Origin of the sequence: Parasalinivibrio latis (assembly GCF_036825535.1) — a bacterium.
GTDB classification, from domain to species: domain Bacteria; phylum Pseudomonadota; class Gammaproteobacteria; order Enterobacterales; family Vibrionaceae; genus Parasalinivibrio; species Parasalinivibrio latis.
Genome location: NZ_CP098813.1, coordinates 1144839 through 1163171, shown reverse-complemented (window position 1 = coordinate 1163171; position 18333 = coordinate 1144839). Strand labels below are relative to the sequence as shown.

Annotated in this window: 17 protein-coding genes; 2 read left to right on the top strand and 15 right to left on the bottom strand. The window is 45.3% G+C overall.

Going from position 1 to position 18333, the window contains the following annotated elements; translation table 11 throughout:
• Positions 1-17: 17 nt before the first annotated feature.
• Both NF212_RS22305 and NF212_RS22300 read right to left on the bottom strand, forming a co-directional pair.
• Positions 18-842, bottom strand: coding sequence for a ChbG/HpnK family deacetylase (locus tag NF212_RS22305; protein WP_434361127.1), 825 nt, complete (start codon positions 840-842; stop codon positions 18-20).
• 200 nt (positions 843-1042) lie between these two features.
• A complete protein-coding gene (locus NF212_RS22300) occupies positions 1043-1693 on the bottom strand; it encodes a Crp/Fnr family transcriptional regulator (RefSeq protein ID WP_434361126.1) in 651 nt (216 codons plus the stop codon).
• A 148-nt stretch (positions 1694-1841) separates the two neighbouring features.
• Here NF212_RS22300 and NF212_RS22295 point away from each other — a divergent pair, with 148 nt between their 5' ends.
• Positions 1842-2663, top strand: a complete 822-nt coding sequence (locus NF212_RS22295) for a sulfite exporter TauE/SafE family protein (RefSeq protein ID WP_434361125.1) — start codon at positions 1842-1844, stop codon at positions 2661-2663.
• A 179-nt stretch (positions 2664-2842) separates the two neighbouring features.
• Here the strand turns inward: NF212_RS22295 and NF212_RS22290 are convergent, their stop codons facing one another.
• The 6 genes from NF212_RS22290 to NF212_RS22265 form a co-directional block, all read right to left on the bottom strand.
• Positions 2843-3625 (bottom strand): ATP-binding cassette domain-containing protein, encoded by a 783-nt coding sequence (locus NF212_RS22290; protein ID WP_434361124.1) that lies wholly within the window; start codon positions 3623-3625, stop codon positions 2843-2845.
• A 538-nt stretch (positions 3626-4163) separates the two neighbouring features.
• Positions 4164-4934 (bottom strand): ABC transporter permease, encoded by a 771-nt coding sequence (locus tag NF212_RS22285; RefSeq protein ID WP_434361123.1) that lies wholly within the window; start codon positions 4932-4934, stop codon positions 4164-4166.
• On the bottom strand, positions 4927-5568 hold the full coding sequence (locus tag NF212_RS22280) for an ABC transporter ATP-binding protein (RefSeq protein ID WP_434361122.1): 642 nt from the start codon (positions 5566-5568) through the stop codon (positions 4927-4929). The genes NF212_RS22285 and NF212_RS22280 overlap by 8 nt, the downstream gene beginning before the upstream one ends.
• A 141-nt stretch (positions 5569-5709) precedes the next feature.
• Positions 5710-6360, bottom strand: coding sequence for a glutaredoxin 2 (grxB, locus tag NF212_RS22275; RefSeq protein WP_434361121.1), 651 nt, complete (start codon positions 6358-6360; stop codon positions 5710-5712).
• A gap of 19 nt (positions 6361-6379) precedes the next feature.
• Positions 6380-6913, bottom strand: coding sequence for a dihydrofolate reductase family protein (locus NF212_RS22270; RefSeq protein ID WP_434361120.1), 534 nt, complete (start codon positions 6911-6913; stop codon positions 6380-6382).
• Positions 6914-6941: 28 nt separating this feature from the next.
• Positions 6942-8174 carry a DEAD/DEAH box helicase gene (locus tag NF212_RS22265; RefSeq protein ID WP_434361119.1) on the bottom strand — a complete coding sequence of 411 codons (1233 nt, stop codon included), beginning with the start codon at positions 8172-8174 and terminating at the stop codon, positions 6942-6944.
• Between the two features lie 124 nt (positions 8175-8298).
• Here NF212_RS22265 and NF212_RS22260 point away from each other — a divergent pair, with 124 nt between their 5' ends.
• Entirely contained in the window at positions 8299-8691 is a 393-nt protein-coding gene (locus NF212_RS22260; RefSeq protein WP_434361118.1) for a YkvA family protein, read from the top strand.
• On the opposite strand, the gene cysB is transcribed toward NF212_RS22260, so the two are convergent.
• The 7 genes from cysB to NF212_RS22225 form a co-directional block, all read right to left on the bottom strand.
• Entirely contained in the window at positions 8674-9606 is a 933-nt protein-coding gene (gene cysB / locus NF212_RS22255; RefSeq protein WP_434361117.1) for an HTH-type transcriptional regulator CysB, read from the bottom strand. The two genes, NF212_RS22260 and cysB, sit on opposite strands and share 18 nt — an antisense overlap.
• Before the next feature lie 154 nt (positions 9607-9760).
• Positions 9761-11968 (bottom strand): catalase/peroxidase HPI, encoded by a 2208-nt coding sequence (gene katG / locus NF212_RS22250; protein WP_434361116.1) that lies wholly within the window; start codon positions 11966-11968, stop codon positions 9761-9763.
• A 375-nt stretch (positions 11969-12343) separates the two neighbouring features.
• Positions 12344-13330, bottom strand: coding sequence for a cytochrome-c peroxidase (locus NF212_RS22245; RefSeq protein ID WP_434361115.1), 987 nt, complete (start codon positions 13328-13330; stop codon positions 12344-12346).
• A gap of 587 nt (positions 13331-13917) precedes the next feature.
• Complete coding sequence (locus NF212_RS22240) at positions 13918-14163, bottom strand: hypothetical protein (protein ID WP_434361114.1); 246 nt, start codon at positions 14161-14163, stop codon at positions 13918-13920.
• Between the two features lie 149 nt (positions 14164-14312).
• Positions 14313-15551, bottom strand: coding sequence for an anaerobic sulfatase maturase (locus tag NF212_RS22235; protein WP_434361113.1), 1239 nt, complete (start codon positions 15549-15551; stop codon positions 14313-14315).
• A 29-nt stretch (positions 15552-15580) separates the two neighbouring features.
• Positions 15581-16492 (bottom strand): LysR family transcriptional regulator, encoded by a 912-nt coding sequence (locus NF212_RS22230; protein ID WP_434361112.1) that lies wholly within the window; start codon positions 16490-16492, stop codon positions 15581-15583.
• A gap of 109 nt (positions 16493-16601) precedes the next feature.
• Positions 16602-18332 (bottom strand): solute:sodium symporter family transporter, encoded by a 1731-nt coding sequence (locus NF212_RS22225; RefSeq protein WP_434361111.1) that lies wholly within the window; start codon positions 18330-18332, stop codon positions 16602-16604.
• Between the last annotated feature and the right edge of the window lies 1 nt (position 18333).

Here is an 18333-nt window from a genome sequence, read left to right as displayed (position 1 = left end):
GTATAATCAATATCCATTTAAAGTACCGATGCTTTTACAAGCGTTACACCATGTTCACGCAAATATTGGTGAATCCCGTCTGATGCCCAAATATTATAGTCACTGACCCGAAGCCCTGAATCTCCTATACAGCCGGATAAGCTCTTTGTAGCCTTAGCAACATGCAGTGCCATATAGTTAATCCCGGGCTGCATCCCTTCTATCATATTCTTGTAGTTTATCTCCGCGACACCTGCATCCAGCTCACGCTCATCAGGGTTGTACTGTATGAAATGAACGTCCGGCAGGCGATACCCCTGGCTCTGCAAACCAGACATTATCGGCCGTTGCAACAAAGCAGAGTTTAAGTGTTTAGGAAAGGCCAACGGTAAATCGAATTCCTTTGCCAATTTGAGGAAAATATCGGTAAGCGCATCGCTTTGAAGCAAAACCAGCATATGCGAATCAATGTGCGTCAGTATTAGCCCCGCTTCTTTAGCCAGTAAAATCTGTGCCCGTAGTTCTTTCTCTACGTCTTCAATCCGGGCATGTTTAACGACTTCCTCGCCAGACGCCCACATTAGCCTTTTGTGGTTGTATAACGACGGAACGTGGTTTGAGGAAAGAACTGGGCTCCAGGGCAGTTTGTCCTGCCACTCGTTGGTTAGTGTCAGATGTAAACCAACCGGAAGATCTCGCTCCAATGCGAGTTTAGTAACCTGGCTAAAATTCGGCGCAGGTGCCATCAGTACCAGAGAGGTAACCAGCCCGGCATCGATTAGTTCAAACGCTGCAAAATCTGCATCAGGATGGATGCCAATATCATCACAGTTCACGATAAGCTGGACAGATGATGCGCTCATGATTTGCTTCCCCATAACAGTGCCGTTCAGATAACACTCAAACAACTCATGTTACCGGGGTTGATAAAGAAAGCTAAACACAGCTCAGAAGTTTTAAATATAAACCAACAGGTTGCGACGCACCTCCCTAAAAGAGGCGATAGGATGCCACAGTTATGACTGATTCTTTTTCGAGCACGATTAGACTGGATAGTTTCCGTTTAACGTGTCTCTGACATCAGAAGAGTCTGGCTCAGAAGGTAATGGTTTCTCGCATTCCGTAATTTTTCAAAATCCAACGGCTTAACTTTCCTGCTCTCAGGACAAAGGAAACCATGTTCTTTGAGGCGCTTACAAAATCGAATTACCGTCGATGTTTCGCTACCGCTGTACTCTCCTATTTCTCGGTATGTCCAGTTGTACTGCGGGAAATTGGCAAACAAAAAGAGGATAGCATCCATTACTCTTACCCCCACCGGATGACTGTTTAACTCTACCCAGCGGTTTTCTGCTTCACCCAATTCTTCACAAACAGAGCGCATCAGGACATCAGCCAAAGTCACGTCTAAATCACGTAATTGCTTCAAATCCCGAATAGAAAAATAGCCGATGCGGCAATCTGTCATCGCAACCGGTGATGCATAGTAGTTTTGTCCTGTAAAAAGACTTCTGTAACCAAAAAAATTTCCTTCCTTATAAATTCTCAGCAAGCGTTCTTTTCCCTGCTCATTCAATCCGTACAACCCAACCATGCCTTCAAGGATATAAAAAAATCCCGTAGCCGCATCACCGCTGCGGTAAATCCGGGTCTGCTTATCGATATCAGAGAATGAGCCCAAATGGGAGATATTCGAAATAACTGATTCTGCCATTAAATTCAGGTATCTCCTTTCCAGGTTAATAAAAACGCTAATTACCACGATTATAGCCTGACAGTGCCTATCAACAATTATGCCCACCGACATAAATCAAATACAAACTAACACCTTACAATCCAGAGAGAATTTCAATGGAGGATACATGGAAGTTTTCGTTAGTGAAGCGGCGGCCTTCTTTTCAGACGATCTGCTGTTCTACAAACTCGTGTTTGGCGTAATCTTTGGTGCGCTCCTTGTTCTTACCGGCGTTGGGGGCGGCGTTCTTCTTATCCCTGTCCTGCAAGTGGGTTTTGGTATGTCAGCGGTAGTAGCAGTTGGGACTGCCAGCCTCATTGCCACTCTTGTCAAAGCACAGGCAGCATTTACCCATGTTGCAAATAAGAATGTCGAATGGCCTGCCATAAGATGGCTATTGCTGTCCGCAATTCCTCTGGCATTGATAACCTCACAAGCGATTGTCCAACTGAACACCAGCGTATCCTTTGTCACTCATATAAACGCTGCTGTTGAATGGCTTATCATCATCGTTATGGTTGCTGCTCTTTTATCCCTGACCAGGGATAGGCGAAGAAGAGAAAAAACCGCAGTTAAAAAATCCTCTAGCCAATATCGAACCAACTCTATCTGTTCCGGCGCTGTTGGGGGTGTTCTGCTGGGCAGCACTGGGATAGGAGGAGGCGTTGTACTGTTGCCATTGCTATCCGGCCCTATTGGGGTTGACGTTCGAAAAGCAATTGGTTCGTCCGTTGTCATTTCACTCTGCCTGTCTATGGTTACTGCAATAAGTTTCAACGCGAAATCACTCAATGATCTCCCCACCGCGGGTTTAATTGTTTTTGGATCACTGGCAGGGACAGTTGCAGCATCAAAAATCATGAAAAAGTTGTCTAACAAACAGCTTTATACGCTTACTACACTTGTCCTTTTAATTAGCTTAGCAATACAGCTTTCAACTCAGCTCTAAGTGTTTCAAATAGCTCTTGCTTTCATTAACCTGTAAATATGGATTCTAAAACAAGATTATGTGTACAGACTCATAACACTAAGCCTCGTAACGTTATATTGTGACATTATTTTCTTTTTTTATTACATTGAATATACAAAGACAAATGAATATCAACTCTACAATCAATATTAAAAACCTTAAAGATTGTTGTCGTTTAAGCTGGTTAGCGAATCGTATATCTGCTCATATTCCTCTGTCTCAATAATTTTAATCCAGTTTCTATCGCATCTTGCTATAGGATTATCAATAGGGTTGTTATCAATACACGTTTTCTCAGAGATTAAAAAAATGCGGTCTGACAAGAATATTGCCTCATCAATGTTTGATGTCATATACACCATAGGCACAGGGTTTTGGTGCCAAATTCTAAGAAATTCTTCCAACATGACCTTCCAGTCTAAATGACTCAGTCCATATAGCGGGTTGTCGGCAACAATGAGTTTTGGCTTTTCCATATACACCCGAGCCAAAGCAATCCTCAGCCGCTGTGTTTGGCTAATTTGCGCAGGTAACCGCAATGCACACCCTGATAGGCCTACATTTTCCAGCCATTCCATAGCCAGCAGATACTTCTCTTTATATTCGCTCCCATTAAAACCAAATACCATATTTTCAACTACATTTTTCCATGGGAGGAAAGACATCGACCAAGAAGGAATAAGACTGGATATTGGAGTTTCTTTATCCGGACAACTTTCACCTGCAAACCAAAATTGCTCTCCAAATTTAGGAAGCGGAATACCTCCCATTTGTGAGTTGTTTATTGTGCTACTTCCGGACAGTCCTTTTTTAACCAGACAAAGTATCTCTCCCTCATTTAACCTAAAATCCAGCGAATCAAAACTATCTTTATCACCTAATTCATATTTACAAGCAAAACATACGCATAGGTTATTTAGATGTATTTTTATCTGGTTCATAATCCATGACGAACAGCAATCAACTACATTTAATCATCTGATTCAAAAAACACAGAGCAATCATCTGGTGGGCTCTCACAACTTAATCCAACGTCACTGAATCGGTATTACATGTGATTTTTGGATATTTGATAATATCGTTGAACGCCGAGAAAATATCAAGCATCACGCATCACTAAAAAAACAAATTTTTACATTTTCAATAAGAAAAATAATAAGCATTTATTTACATATAAAAAGGAGGAAGCAATCTACATTTTTGAGATGATTCATTACGTTAGTCTCTTATGAGGTTACAATTAGAGAAACCAGGCCAAAAACTAATCCATCATGAGTCAACCGCAACATAATGTAAGAAAGTGTTTTGTAAGGATGATGGTATTAGAATCACTTATCTAAATTCGGATACAGGAAAATGAAATAATATTTCCTTCTGACACACCGACATAATTCAACAACGCGCATATGAGTGGGATATATTTATGCTTGGACACCTAAAATACCCAGGAGCAAATATATTCCAATCTAATCAAGTAACTTAGGGTTTAAGCCTTCCCCAGCAATCAAATGCGACTTTCCCGGCAACACTCAGTGCCAAGGTTACAGAAAGTGTCACTGAGATAAATATCGCCGTCATAATCACTAACTGATACTTCACTGCCAGCAAAGGCTCTGTACCGCCCAGAATTTGACCTGTCATCATTCCTGGCAGGCTTACAATACCAAGTGCCGTCATAGACGCCAATTGAGGGCCCACTGCTGCTTTCACCGCTTCACTGACAAAGGGCTGCGTTGGGCGTGATGCCCCAAGGGACAGGTAATACTGATATTCCTCATTTCGTTTTTTAAGGCTCGAATACCAACGTTCAAGGGCCAACACATTGGCAGAGAGACAATTTCCCAAAAGCATCCCGGCTACTGGAATAAGATACTGGGCTTGCCACCACGGTTTTGCCTGGATAACACCAAACAGCATGACCGGCAATACCAGTATCAGTGCCGAGATTTGCCCTGCTAACAACGCCGGTCCGAATTGCCGGACGCTTACACCGGCTTGTTTACAAATGCTGCTGCAAGCTACCAGCACCATAACCAGCAACCAGAGTCCATTAAGCCAAATATTCTGGAAGGTAAACAACGTAGTCAGATAAAGCCCAACGACAGACAACTGAACCGTCATCCGCAGAACCGATGAAACCAAACGTTTACTCAGTCCCAATCGCCAGCGATGAAAAAGCACCAGTGGAATCAAAAAAAGCAGGTAAAACCCGGCAAGGGACAGGTTTGAAATATTCAGAGCCTCACCCATGGTTGACCTCCATCCTGTATACCTCATCGGCAGATTGAACCCATACCGGGTCATGGGACACAGAAACTATTGTCACTGCTTGCTCACGAAGCAACGCAAGCAAGGAATTCCGTCCATTTTCATCCAGTGCTGATGTTGGTTCATCCATCATCCAGAGCGGACGCTCAAGCAACAATGCCCGGGCAACGGCTAACCGCTGCTTCTCTCCTCCTGACAGGCTTCCTGTCTCTGCATCAAGCGATTGGTGCAGCCCCATTAGGTTCAGGACAGAAGCACAGCGCTTCTCGTCCGGTACTGGTAAGTTGGATGCCAACAGCTTCCATGGCAGTTTCAACGCATCTTCTACGCTTTCGCCCCCCATCACTGGCAGTTGGGGCAGATAGCAAAACTGTTGTCGCCACCAGCCGAGTTTGCGCTCTGTTATCGTTTCCCCACCCCATGAAAACTTGCCACTTTTTGATGGCTGTAACCCACAAATAACTTTAAGCAAACTGGACTTACCACAACCAGAGGGGCCGCTTAATACCAGGTGCTTTCCGGCTGGAATATCAATCGTGAGGGGAGAAGTTTGGGAAGACCCGAACCACGATGACAGGTCGGTGATTTTAAGGGATGGCGAACCAGGGAAGTCCATCGACGGGATCTGCCTTTTTAGTGATTGTTATATTTGACAATACTGACACAAAACAACGTCCAAAAAAATTGCGCTGCCAATACAAAAAGACCGGCAAAGCAGTTGCCGGTCTCTACCGAAAATCAAACACTGTCAAATAGCTCAAACTGCTACGTCATCGTACAGCTTTATACCGGTAAGGGCCGCCACTTCATCAATATACTGGCGAATTAGACTTGGGAATTTTATCCCCTTGATAACAGTGTAGTTCCTGAGAGTTGGAAAGAAATTCACATCATCATAGTTCAGGACATTATTTCGCTCAGATGGCAATACCAGCCAGTCAATTTCCGGTAACAAGGCATTCAATTTGGGCAGGAATTGATCCGTACGAAGAAAAGCATCCTCAAAGCTCATCCCAATTGAGGCAGATTTGTTTTTGGTGAACCATGCGTTGGCTTCTTCACATTGGAACTCCGGCAATTCAATTTTCATCCAGCGGGGATAAAGCAGTACTGATGCAAGTGGATGCGCTTTTTCATACCAGCTGGCAATACTGTGGGATTGCGCGTCTGGCTCAAGCACCGTGTGGCCGTCAAACTCATCAAGGTATGCAGCAATATCCAGGCTTTCAGCCATAAAGCTGCCATCAGGCTTTTGCAGGATCGGGACTAAATTGGCACCCACTTTTTCAATCCGGGCTTCAACATCATGGTTTTGCAGGTAAACAAGTTCCACATCCATCTTTTTGAGTCCGGCCACCATCATAGCCTTGATGCAGTATGGGCAATGTTCAAACACAAAAAGTTTCATCGCACTTTCCTTTGCTTCTCTATTTGGTATTGCGCTTATAGTGACTCTTAACAATAGCGTTCACAAGCACTTCAGATGAGACCAAATCGTAATGCTGCAAAGCCGGAAGCTCCCCGAAAAGAGAAACACCGCCACCCAGGACAACCGGGATGGTGCTGATAATCAAATCATCGATCAGGCCTTCAGCCATAAAGCCCTGAATACAGCGGCCGCCGTCGATGTAGAGATTGTAAAAACCTTTCCCGTGCAACTCCCGGACAATGTCTTCAGGAGCACCTTTAATCAAGAATGCTTTACCGATATGGCTTTCTGGTATGCTTTCCAGTGAGTTACTCACGACAAATACCGGTTTCTCATATGGCCACTGGCCAAAGCCCACCACTGTCTCAAAGGTATTGCGCCCCATTACCAAAGCATCAACACCTGACATGAATTCGGCAAAACCAAAATCGCTGTTATCTGAGTTGGGGACAGACATAAGCCAGTCCAAACCACCTTCCCTGTCTGCGATATAGCCGTCCAGACTGGTTGCAATGTAAACGATATTAGCCATACATTTTCCTTCTTCTGATGGACTCAATTCAGCGTTTTTTCTTTCCAAACGCCCGTTTTTTAGCACGCTGCTTGGCCGCCGACCGACTGTTTTTGCGTGAAGGCTCTTCAAACTTGGTTAAGTCAGGCTCGAAACCCGGATACCACTGTTGCGCCAACCGTGTATCCAACAAGGTTTCAACCTCTTCCAGACGGAGGGCATCATCGTTACTGAACAGTGTAACAGCCGTGCCATCCTTGCCCGCGCGACCGGTCCGGCCTATACGGTGTACATAGTCTTCTGCCACATGGGGCAATTCCATGTTAATGACATAATCAAGATCTTTAATGTCCAGACCACGGGCTGCAACATCAGTTGCCACCAATACACGAACCTCCCCTTCACTGAATTCTTTCAGTACGGTTTCGCGCACTTTTTGTGAAAGATCCCCGTGGAAAGCCTTGGTCGTAATGCCTGCATTGTTCATGGTGTCGGCCAGTTTGTCCGCCCCCTGCTTGGTCCGGCTGAAAATCAGCACTTGGTGCCAATCGCAGGCATTGATAAGGTGGCATACCAGACTTGCTTTCCTCTCACCGTCGACCGCATACACCCGCTGCTCAACCTTGGCAGCGGCGGTATTGGGTTTAGCCACTTCAATACGCTTTGGTGAATCCAACAAGCCCTTGGCAAAACGGTGGATAGAGTCTGACAAGGTTGCAGAAAACAACAACGTCTGGCATTTGTTGGGGATTTGGCGGAGAACATCATTGATTTCATCCTTGAAGCCCATATCCAACATGCGATCAGCCTCATCAAAAACCAGATACTGGAGAGCAGAGAAATTGAGTACTTTCTTCCGAAGGTGATCCAGTAAACGGCCCGGTGTAGCAATAACCACATCAGATTCTTTTATCGCCTTTACCTGGGTAGCAATACATGCGCCTCCATAGGCCATGGCATAGCGCAGGCCAGTTCCCTTTCCATACATGACGAAACTGTCATGAACCTGTTTTGCCAACTCACGGGTCGGCACCAGTACCAACGCCCGGACCTTACGGCGGCCATCTTCAATTTCAACCGATTCCAATGCCATTAACTTTTGAATAACCGGTAATGAGAAAGCTGCAGTTTTCCCGGTACCCGTCTGAGCACCGGCAAGTACGTCATGACCATCCAACACGACAGGAATCGCCTGTTGCTGAATGGGCGTAGGAGCCTGGTAGCCCAGTTCATGCAGGGTAGAAAGAAGTTGGGGATGAAGGTTGAGTGAATCAAAGGCCATGGAAAGCGTCCGGTTGAAAGGTTAACTCTGTATCAAGAGGCGGGATTCTACCTTTTGCCTACCGATTCAACAATGGAGTGTCTGCGTGTAGGATGGAGATTGAACACCAATGAGGAGTAACCCTATGCCAGGTGAGTTTGAAATAGAAGAATACACGGAGTCCGGTTTCTGGAACAAATGCCGGAAGTACGCTAAGTCCATCGGCAGGGAAACCCTTGAGAAAGTGCTTACTCTCTATTATGCCCTTCAGTCAGACAAACTCTCTGCCAAGCAGAAAGGCATAATTTATGGAGCGCTGGCGTACCTGATTTCCCCTATTGATGCCATCCCGGATCTGACGCCCCTGCTGGGCTACACCGACGATCTCGGTATCATTTCTGCAGCCGTCGCAGCAGTGGTCATGGCAATTGACGACACGGTAAAAACCAAAGCAAAAAACAAGACGGATGAACTGCTTGGCTCCACTCAGGAGACAGGACCCACCGAACCGGATGAAAACTCAGAGCAGCGTGGGTGACAACTGAACCTGCCCCTGCACCGCTGACCGGGTCAGTTGCGGGCAATATAACTCAATAAAATCATACATGTAATTTTTCAGGTACTTGTGTTTTCGGAAGCACACATGAATAGTGCTGCTCTCAAACAGGTGGGACGCATCCAGGCAAACCAGATCGTCCGCATCATTTTCATCAAATGCCATTGAAGCAATAACCCCAACACCCAGCCCCTGGCGTACATAATGCTTGATAACATCTGTATCAGTTGCAGTAATCAAACTTCTCGGCGAGAAACCGCTTAGTTTGAATGCCTTTTCTATTTTGGAGTTACCGGTAAACCCGAATACATAGGTAATAAGCGGGTATTGGGCAAGTGCCTCGAAAGTAATCGGCTTCTGGGTCAGGGGATGATCCACAGGGACAACAATTCCGCGGTTCCAGCTGTAACAAGGCAAAGTGACAAGGTCTTCAAAAAGGTGCATTGATTCTGCTGCAATAGCGAAATCTACATCCCCCTGCTGCACCAACTGGGCGATCTGCGCAGGCGCGCCCTGATGCAGATTGATGTTGATATGGGGATAACGGGCATTAAAACGGCTGATAACGTCCGGTAATTTATATCTGGCTTGAGTGTGGGTGGTAGCAATATTGAGAGTGCCCGATTGGCTGCCGTAATCTGACGCGGCAATTTCCTTTATCTGGTCAATCTGTGCAATCACGCCCTGCGCGACAGACGCAATCTCTTCACCTATGGGTGTCATGCCTTTGATTTTCTTGCCTGAACGCTCAAACAACGAAACAGACAACTCATCTTCCAGCATTTTGATTTGCTTGCTGACAGCAGGTTGGGAGGTATACAGTTTTTCTGCAGTAGCAGATACGTTGAAGTCATTGTTGACGAGTTCAACAATGCTGCGTAACTGGTGGATATTCATGCGGAAACGCTCAAGCGAAAAATCGGGCGCAGTCTACGGGAAATGTACATTTCAAACCGTGATCTCAAATGGCTTAATCTACATTTTTATTTTCACCGGATACAAAAGCAGTGTGGTGTCATTACCACACTGCTTAAACCCGGCAACCTCTGTTCTACTTCAAATCAAACCTGTCATTGGTCATCACCTTGCCCCACGCAGCAGCAAAATCAGTTATAAATTGCTGGCTGGCATCATCCGATGCATAGACTTCTGCAATGGCCCGAAGCTCCGCATTGGAACCAAAAATCAGATCTACCGGCGTGGCTGTCCACCTGAGTTCACCGCTTGCCCGGTCGAAGCCCTCATAGACTCCTTCTGCTTTCTCAGACTTCTGCCAACGGGTCGACATATCAAGCAAATTCACAAAGAAATCATTGCTGAGGGTACCCGGCTTGTCCGTAAACACACCGTGGGCAGATCCGCCGGTATTGGCATTCAGCGTGCGAAGCCCTCCCAGCAAGGCAGTCATCTCCGGTACGGTAAGTGTCAGCAAGTCAGCCCGCTCGACCAGCATTTCCGTCGGGGATTTATAGTTACCCTTACCGTAGTAGTTCCGGAATGCATCTGCTTTGGGTTCCAGTACGGCAAAAGAATCGACGTCCGTCATATCCTGTGAGGCATCCATCCTTCCAGGCTTGAATGGCACTTCAATTTCAGCCCCTCGTTCTTTCGCCGCCTTTTCAACAGCAGCAGCACCGCCAAGTACAATGGTATCCGCCAGTGAAATCTTGGCTCCGGATGACTGCTTATTGAACTCTTGCTGTATATCAACGAGCTTGTCCAGCACCTTCGCTAATTCCTCAGGGGTGTTCACCTGCCAGTCTTTTTGTGGAACCAGCGCTACACGGGCACCGTTTGCCCCGCCACGCATATCTGTCCCACGGTAGCTCGCTGCCGATGCCCAGGCAGTACGTACAAGCTCAGGTACTGTCAAACCGGAATCAAGAATGGTTGCCTTCAGGGATTTTATATCGTCCGCCGATACCAGCGGATGGTCTACTTCTGGAATCGGGTCCTGCCAAACCAGGATTTCTTCCGGTACTTCACTGCCTAAATAACGGGCTCGCGGACCAAGGTCCCGGTGGTTGAGCTTGAACCAGGCTTTGGCAAAGGCAAGTTCAAATTGACTTGGGTCCTGACGGAAACGCTCTGCAATTTCCCTGAAACCAGGATCTTCTTTCAGCGCGATATCCGTAGTGAACATAATGGGTGCGTGGCGCTTGGTGGGATCTTGCGCATCCGGAACCAACTGCGCTGCTGCATCTGAATCCGGTACCCATTGCGTCGCACCAGCCGGACTCTTGGTTTTAATCCAGTTGAAGTTGAACAGGTTATCAAGGTAATTGGTGGTCCATTGTGTCGGTGTCACAGTCCACGCGCCTTCCAGGCCACTGGTTACTGTGTCTGAACCCGAACCGGTACCACAGCGGTTTTTCCACCCCAACCCCTGTTCTTCAATACCAGCAGCAGCCGGTTCGGCATCAAGGCAATCGCCAGGTTTATGCGCTCCATGGGCCTTACCAAAGGTATGGCCACCGGCTATCAAGGCAACGATTTCCTCATCATTCATCGCCATTCTGCCAAATGACATGCGAATGTCTTCAGCAGCAAGGAGAGGATCCGGTTTGCCACCTGGTCCTTCGGGATTAACGTAAATCAGCCCCATTTCTACAGCCGCCAGTGGGCCTTTCAGCTTGCCTTTGTTATCACGCCGCTCGTCAGTCAGGAATTTGGTTTCCGGGCCCCAATAAACAAAATCCGGTTCCCAGTCATCTTCACGGCCGCCTGCATACCCAAAGGTTTTAAAACCCATGGATTCGAGGGCGACATTGCCCGTCAGAGCCATCAGATCCGCCCATGACAGACTCTGTCCGTACTTTTGTTTAACCGGCCAAAGCAGGCGACGGGCTTTATCCAGGTTCCCGTTATCCGGCCAACTGTTAAGAGGGTCAAAACGCTGCTGACCACCGCCGGCACCACCTCGACCGTCATGGGTACGGTAAGTCCCGGCTGCGTGCCATGCCATCCGGATAAAAAATGGCCCGTAATGTCCATAATCTGCCGGCCACCAATCCTGGGACGTAGTCATTACTGTTTCGATGTCTTTTTTGACCTGTTTCAGATCCAAAGAATTGAATGCTGCTGCGTAGTCAAAGTTTGAACCCATAGGATTAGATTCGACACCATGATCACGAAGGGCACTTAAATTAAGTTGGTCCGGCCACCAAAATTGGTTTGACTTAGGTTCCCCCTGTGCAAATACCACCGTTGTTACCATAATACTGGATAGAGTTACCGCTAAGATCGTTTTCTTAAACATGATATTGGTCCTCTTTTTCGTTAAGAACATTACTTCCAATTAACGCTCATGTACCAACTCGAGTATTCCAAACAATTTGATAATTTAATAACGAAAGAAAGCGATTGGGTTAATTCAGTATTCCTCATGATTTATTCAATCAAAGATGAAATAACTTTCAACAAAACCACACCTCAATTTCTAAAACGTAGAAATAAGGCATAGGGATTCTTCATTCTAGTTTCTGATACATCGTAGAATGATATTTATACTTAATGTAAACAACATCGTGCTGTCTTTATTTTTTGAAATTTTTATTAAGTACTCTACCTCCCAAACAGTAATGTGATAAATTATATCTTTATGCATGACAAGATAACGCATAAAGTTAGTTAATTACTTGTCCTTAAAAGACATGAGCCTTGTATTATCCAACGCGCGCAAGAACGCGCTTATTTCATCAATCTCCTTTTCACTGAGTCTTACCCCTAATTGATGCCATCCCGTATCTCGTACTGCTTGTTCCAGCGTTTCTCCGGCGCCATCATGGAAATACGGGTAGGTTTGCGCGACATTGCGAAGCGGTGGAACTTTAAACAAAAAATTGTGCGCAGGGTTTCCTGTTACCTCAGCTCGCCCTTTGTCATCTTTATTTGGGTAAGGCTTTACTAACCCCATCTTTATCAGAAGCTTACCTCCCATCAAAGGTCCATTATGGCATGCATTACAGCCTTTTATGACAAAGGTTTGAAGTCCATCTTTTTCTTGGTGGGTTAATGCATCATCATCACCGTTCTGGAAATCATCAAATCGGTCATGCGTGATCAACGTTCGTTGGAAAGCTGACAACGCTATTCCGATATTGTCAAAATTAAGGGGAGATCTCTGCTCTGAGAAGGCCTGTTGAAACAGGCTTGAATATCCCAACTCCTCCAGCCTTTGTACAGCAATATCTTCTGAGGGAAGCGCCATTTCATTAGGGTTAAGTAATGGAAATTTTGCCTGTTCTTCTAAATCACTCGCCCGAGCATCCCAAAATTGGGCAAACTGGAAACCTGCATTCCAGGTTGTCAAACTATTCCGTCGGCCTATTATACCTAGTGCACCGACAGATGTTTTTAAATTGTCAGTTCCTGATCCACCATTCAGAATATTATGGCAAGTATTACAGGACTGTGATTTATTCACAGACAATGCTATTTCAAAATAAAGCTTTTCTCCAAGTTCAATTTTTTCAATCGTATCATTTTCACCTCCAGGCATCACTTCAGGAATGGTTCCAAAGAATTTATTCGCAAGGTTTCGGAGGTTTTCGTCCGCACTCACCACTCCCGCCATAAAAACGGTAAATATAACGAGAATGGGTAATGAGCGCGATGCCATATTTCATATCCAAAATATTTTACACGCAAAAAGTATAAACAGGTTAAAGAAAAAGCACAGACGATATAAACGATTGGGTCAATAGAAAAAACAAAATAGGCGAGAAGCACATATAAATGCCATTTTCAACTTATTGATATGTTTTAATTTTCAACCATCTATATTTAATTAATTGCATATAGATCGGATAGGAAAAATAAATGTTTTTTGTTTGGCATCATACATGACAATAGAGCAGAAATGTACTCAAAAGTATGAGCGATGTGCCGTCAATTGCGCGTTGTTTTCGCGTTCATTGGTGAGAGTGATCTGCCAGTCTGGCGGGGTATAAAAAACTCACAGGCAACTTTGTCTGCTTTCGTTGGCTGTCCCCATGCCCCACACAAGTCAGTCGAGCCATCCTTTGAACGGGTAAACTGACGACAACGACCACAACGCTCCATAATTTCTCTCGCCGTATCAAATTCCAACAATCAACAAGTTACCCGATTGTCAGTTATCCCACCATTCAAACTCTTACAACGATGAGATCTTGGTCGCTATTATTTTGTGGGGAGCCCAAAATGAAATACGGGGAAGCTGACACCTCACCGGGTTCGCAAAAATCCAATAAAACGACGGAACATGCTGTAAAAGATCCACCCTATAAGGGAAACCGGGATAGCAACGGCCAGGCAGATAAACAATACACCAACCAAGGTTAATGCCGAACTGGCTATTAGAACCACCGCAGTGAAAATGACCAGTACCGTTGCAGCGACACCCAGACCCAACAGTACTTTTAGTATTGGGTTTTCAACGTCTGAACCATTTACGGAAAAGCATGCACTCATAATCTCTCTCCAATACCTTACGCCACAAGTAAACTTGTTTCATATTTCATTAATATCAACAGGTTACCATTGTATTAATACGCGCATTTGTTTTCTGTTTTGTAATTAAGAAAGACCTATCCAAGTCCCACACGCAGATCACTTTACATCTATCCAGACTGTTGAATATTCCTTGATGCTAAAAACGGGATGATGTCTGACGCGGGTCTACCTTGAGAAACAAGGTGTGCCATTATCTTCATATATGGTTCGGTGTGTTGGAAGTATGCCTTATAGCTTTGGCAAAAATAATTGTGCCTGGGTTGTCCCAATGGAGAAGTAACTATTCGGTGTTTAGGACACCCTCCATGACAGGCGAAACGGTATTCGCAGGTTATACATGATTGCGTTAGATCGCGCCTCTTGCTATTTCCAAACTCAACCGCTTTGTCACTGATTACCAGGTGTTTTAATTCGTCTTCAGCAATATTGCCCAACTTGTAGTTGGGATAGACATAGTGGTCACAACAATACACATCTCCGTTCGCTTCCAACACCAGTGCTTTTCCACAAGTTTCAGAAAAAATGCATGACCCTGACGGATGACCTAACCAGCTCGCCAGGGTGTTTTCAAACTGTTGAACGAAAACTGTACCAACATCTTGTGTTACCCAAACATCAAAAAGCCGGTTAAGAAATCTTCCATATTGTTGCGGCGACACTGACCACGGGGTGACATTACCGAAATTTGCATCTGGTTCTGAAAGAGAAACCAGATAGTCAGAGCTTTCAGTTGGCTGCCTTTCCAAAAGGGGAATGAATTGCATGTGGATCGCCCCTAACCCTTTAAGGCACTGATAGATATCTTCCGCATAATCAGCATTGTCTGAGTGAACGACTGTCAGCGTATTAAAGGAGACGTTAGACTTTTTCAGGTAGTCCACTGCTTTTCTCACAACGGCGAACGTTGGCTTTCCCGCACGGTTTACCCGGTAGATGTCATGCAGTTTTTCAGGGCCATCAACTGATATGCCCACGAGGAAATTATGTTCCGCAAAAAATTCGCACCATTGCTCGTTTAGCAGGATGCCGTTTGTTTGAAATGCATGAGTAATATGCTTGCCGTCGCTGTATTTTCGACAAAGCTTGACGACTTTCTTATAAAAATCCAGCCCTAAAAGGGTCGGCTCACCCCCCTGCCAAGCAAATTCAACGACATCCTGGGTCTGGGCGTCTATGTACTGGCGAATATAGCGTTCAAGTGTTTCGTCATTCATTCGCCAATCAGTATCTCTGTCAGGGTAGAGTTTTTCTTTTTCAAGATAAAAACAATAACGACAGGCAATATTGCAGCGCGCACCCGAGGGCTTGGCCATGACGTGACAATCGGTGAGTGGATTTTCTTGCATCAAGTGAATCCTTTCAAAATATCGGTTCCCTAAAAAGGCTGGTTTGCGTCATTTTTGAAGAGATAGGATTTCATTTCCGACAAAAACGCTTCTGTAATGTCGTGACGCTGCTGCTTGGCATGTGACCACACCCCCAGGTTAAAGTGCCAAAGTGGTTCGCTGAGCCGTATTTCAACCAATCCTGCTGCTTGAATTCGGGGAAGAAGTTGGTCAGAAACACATAGAAGCGCATCACTTTCTGACATCAAATTCAACGTCATATCAAGGAAATCGGTTTCTACAATAAACTGCACTGGCCTGGCACCTTCCCGGGTTAGAAACTGGTTGAGACGGAACAGCATCTGTTCAGAATGCTGATAAGCAATCCAGGGAAAACGGGTTAGTTGATCTGGCAAAGATATTTGGTCACCAGCTAATGGATGTGAGTTGTGAGCCACGATACATAAGCGGCTGCGTTTTAGCGGGATAAAACTTACCGCATTGTTCTGTACTAAAAGTGAACCATCCTCTCCTCCAAAGGCAAGATCAATCTCGTTATCGATAAGGGGCGTAATAAGATCGCAAATAGGTCCGGACCTGACCTCAACCTTACAATCGGGGTAAGTCAGCAAAAAGCTGGGAAGAATGGCGCTAATTGGAGACTCCCAAGCCGGCCCTGCACCAATATTTAAAGACCGCTGCTCCGAGAGTAATGCGGACATTGACTGCTTGATGCCATCCATTTCGTGCTCAATTCTCAACACTCGTTCAAGTAGCAAGTTACCCGCCGCTGTCAATTCGATGCCCCTTGCTTTGCGCTCTACAAGGGTTATGCCATAACGGCTCTCCAGGATTTTTATACTTTTGCTGATTGCAGGCTGTGTAATACCCAAGCTCTCACTGGCGCGAGACAAGCTTTTGTGAAGTGCTGTTTCCAAAAAATGTACCAGGACTTTTTCCATGTGTTTCCCACTTTACTTGAGTGCTCATTTTTGAGTTTACTGTTAAGTATTACGCGCCCAACACTATTACGGTAAAAAAGCCCGCAAAAGCGGGCTTTTAGTGGCATCGCTAAACGTTATCCGGGTTCAACGTGGAATTGGTTCTCTTTTTATCGAAAAAGCGTTTTACAAGGTAATTGACTACGAAGGTGCCGATAACTGCTGTCATAAGGATCACTGCAATATTCCCCGGTATCTCCTCAATAGGTGCGACAATCCCTATAGGAGATGCGATCGCATAAGCTGTCATCATCAACGCAATGGTGGAAAGAGAAGCAAGACGCAGGTGTTTCCAGTTTTCAATGTCTACCGGAGCGTTATCTTCCTTCTTAACAACCTCGATGTCAGAAGAGCGAAGCGTCAACCATCCTGTTACCGCCAAACCACATACAAAATAAATGGCAGTCTTATGGAGGAAGTGAAGCTCCCAGCCTGTATACCCAAATTTGAAGAACAGGTATAGCACCATGTAAGTAGCCATACCTGGAAGTGTCGTTTTCGCTGTCGCTTTTTTCGACAACATTCCGACGAGGATCATGAGCAGCATAGGGACGGTGAAAAGAGCATTGAACTCCTGCATAAACATGTACAGACCCTGAGGCGCATTTTTAATAAATGGGGCACAGATGGCCGCAAAAACTGCGAGTACTGCACCAAAAATTTTGCCTGCATTTATACTGTCTTGCTGCGATGTGTTCCCTTTTTTCAACGGCTGATAGATGTTAACAGCGAATATCGTTGAACATGAATTAATCGTTGAATTAAAAGTAGAAATAATCGCGCCAAATAATACGGCACCAAAAAAGCCAACGAACACATCAGGTAAAAGACGGTTAACCAATGTTGGATAAGCCTCATCACCTTTTATTCCTTCGTGCCCATAAAGATGAAAGGCGATAATACCCGGTACAATCAGGATCAGTATGCTGACTACTTTCACAACACCTGCCAGGAGTACCCCTTTTTGGCCTTCTGCAACACTTTTGGCTCCCAACGCGCGCTGAATAATGACCTGATTGGTACACGCCCAATAGATATTGATAAGAATCATCCCGGTAAAAACAGCACCAAAGGGAACATTTACATTAGGAGAACTGACAGCATTAAGCATTTGCGGTTCCTTGGTTACCAACGTATGCAATGCCTGAGAAATGCTGCCTTCACCCAAGGTCTGCAGCCCAAGGTACAGAATAAAGATGCTTCCTATAAAGAAGATGATGCCGTTGACTGTATCTGATACAACGACCGCTTTTAACCCACCGAAAATCGCATAAATACTCCCGACGACGGTGATAAAAACAATAGAGAGTATTAAAGAACCACCATCTGATAATCCAAATAAATCAGAGACATTGAATATTTTACTTAAACCGAGAGCCCCTGCATAAACAACACTGGGGAGTGCCACTGCAGCCATATTCACCAATATACACCATGCAATGACGTTCCGGGCAGTTGAGCCAAACCGTGATTCGATATAATCCGGAATGGTTGTAATCCCTTTACGAAGGAAGAATGGCAGGAACACGCAGGCCATGGTAACAAATGCCAGTGCAGCCGTGACCGCCCACCCCATATTGGAAAGGCCAACACGAAAACCTTGCCCATTCAGGCCAATGAGTTGTTCTGCAGACCAATTTGTCAACAAAATGGAAAAGCCGATTGAAATTCCTGTTAGGCTTCGTCCTCCGAGAAAGAAACCATCGCGCGAACTTAAGTCTTCTTTTTTTGCCGCAATATATGAAACTATCGCAACAAGCACAGTAAGACCGATAAAGCTAATTAGGGTCCATGAATCCATG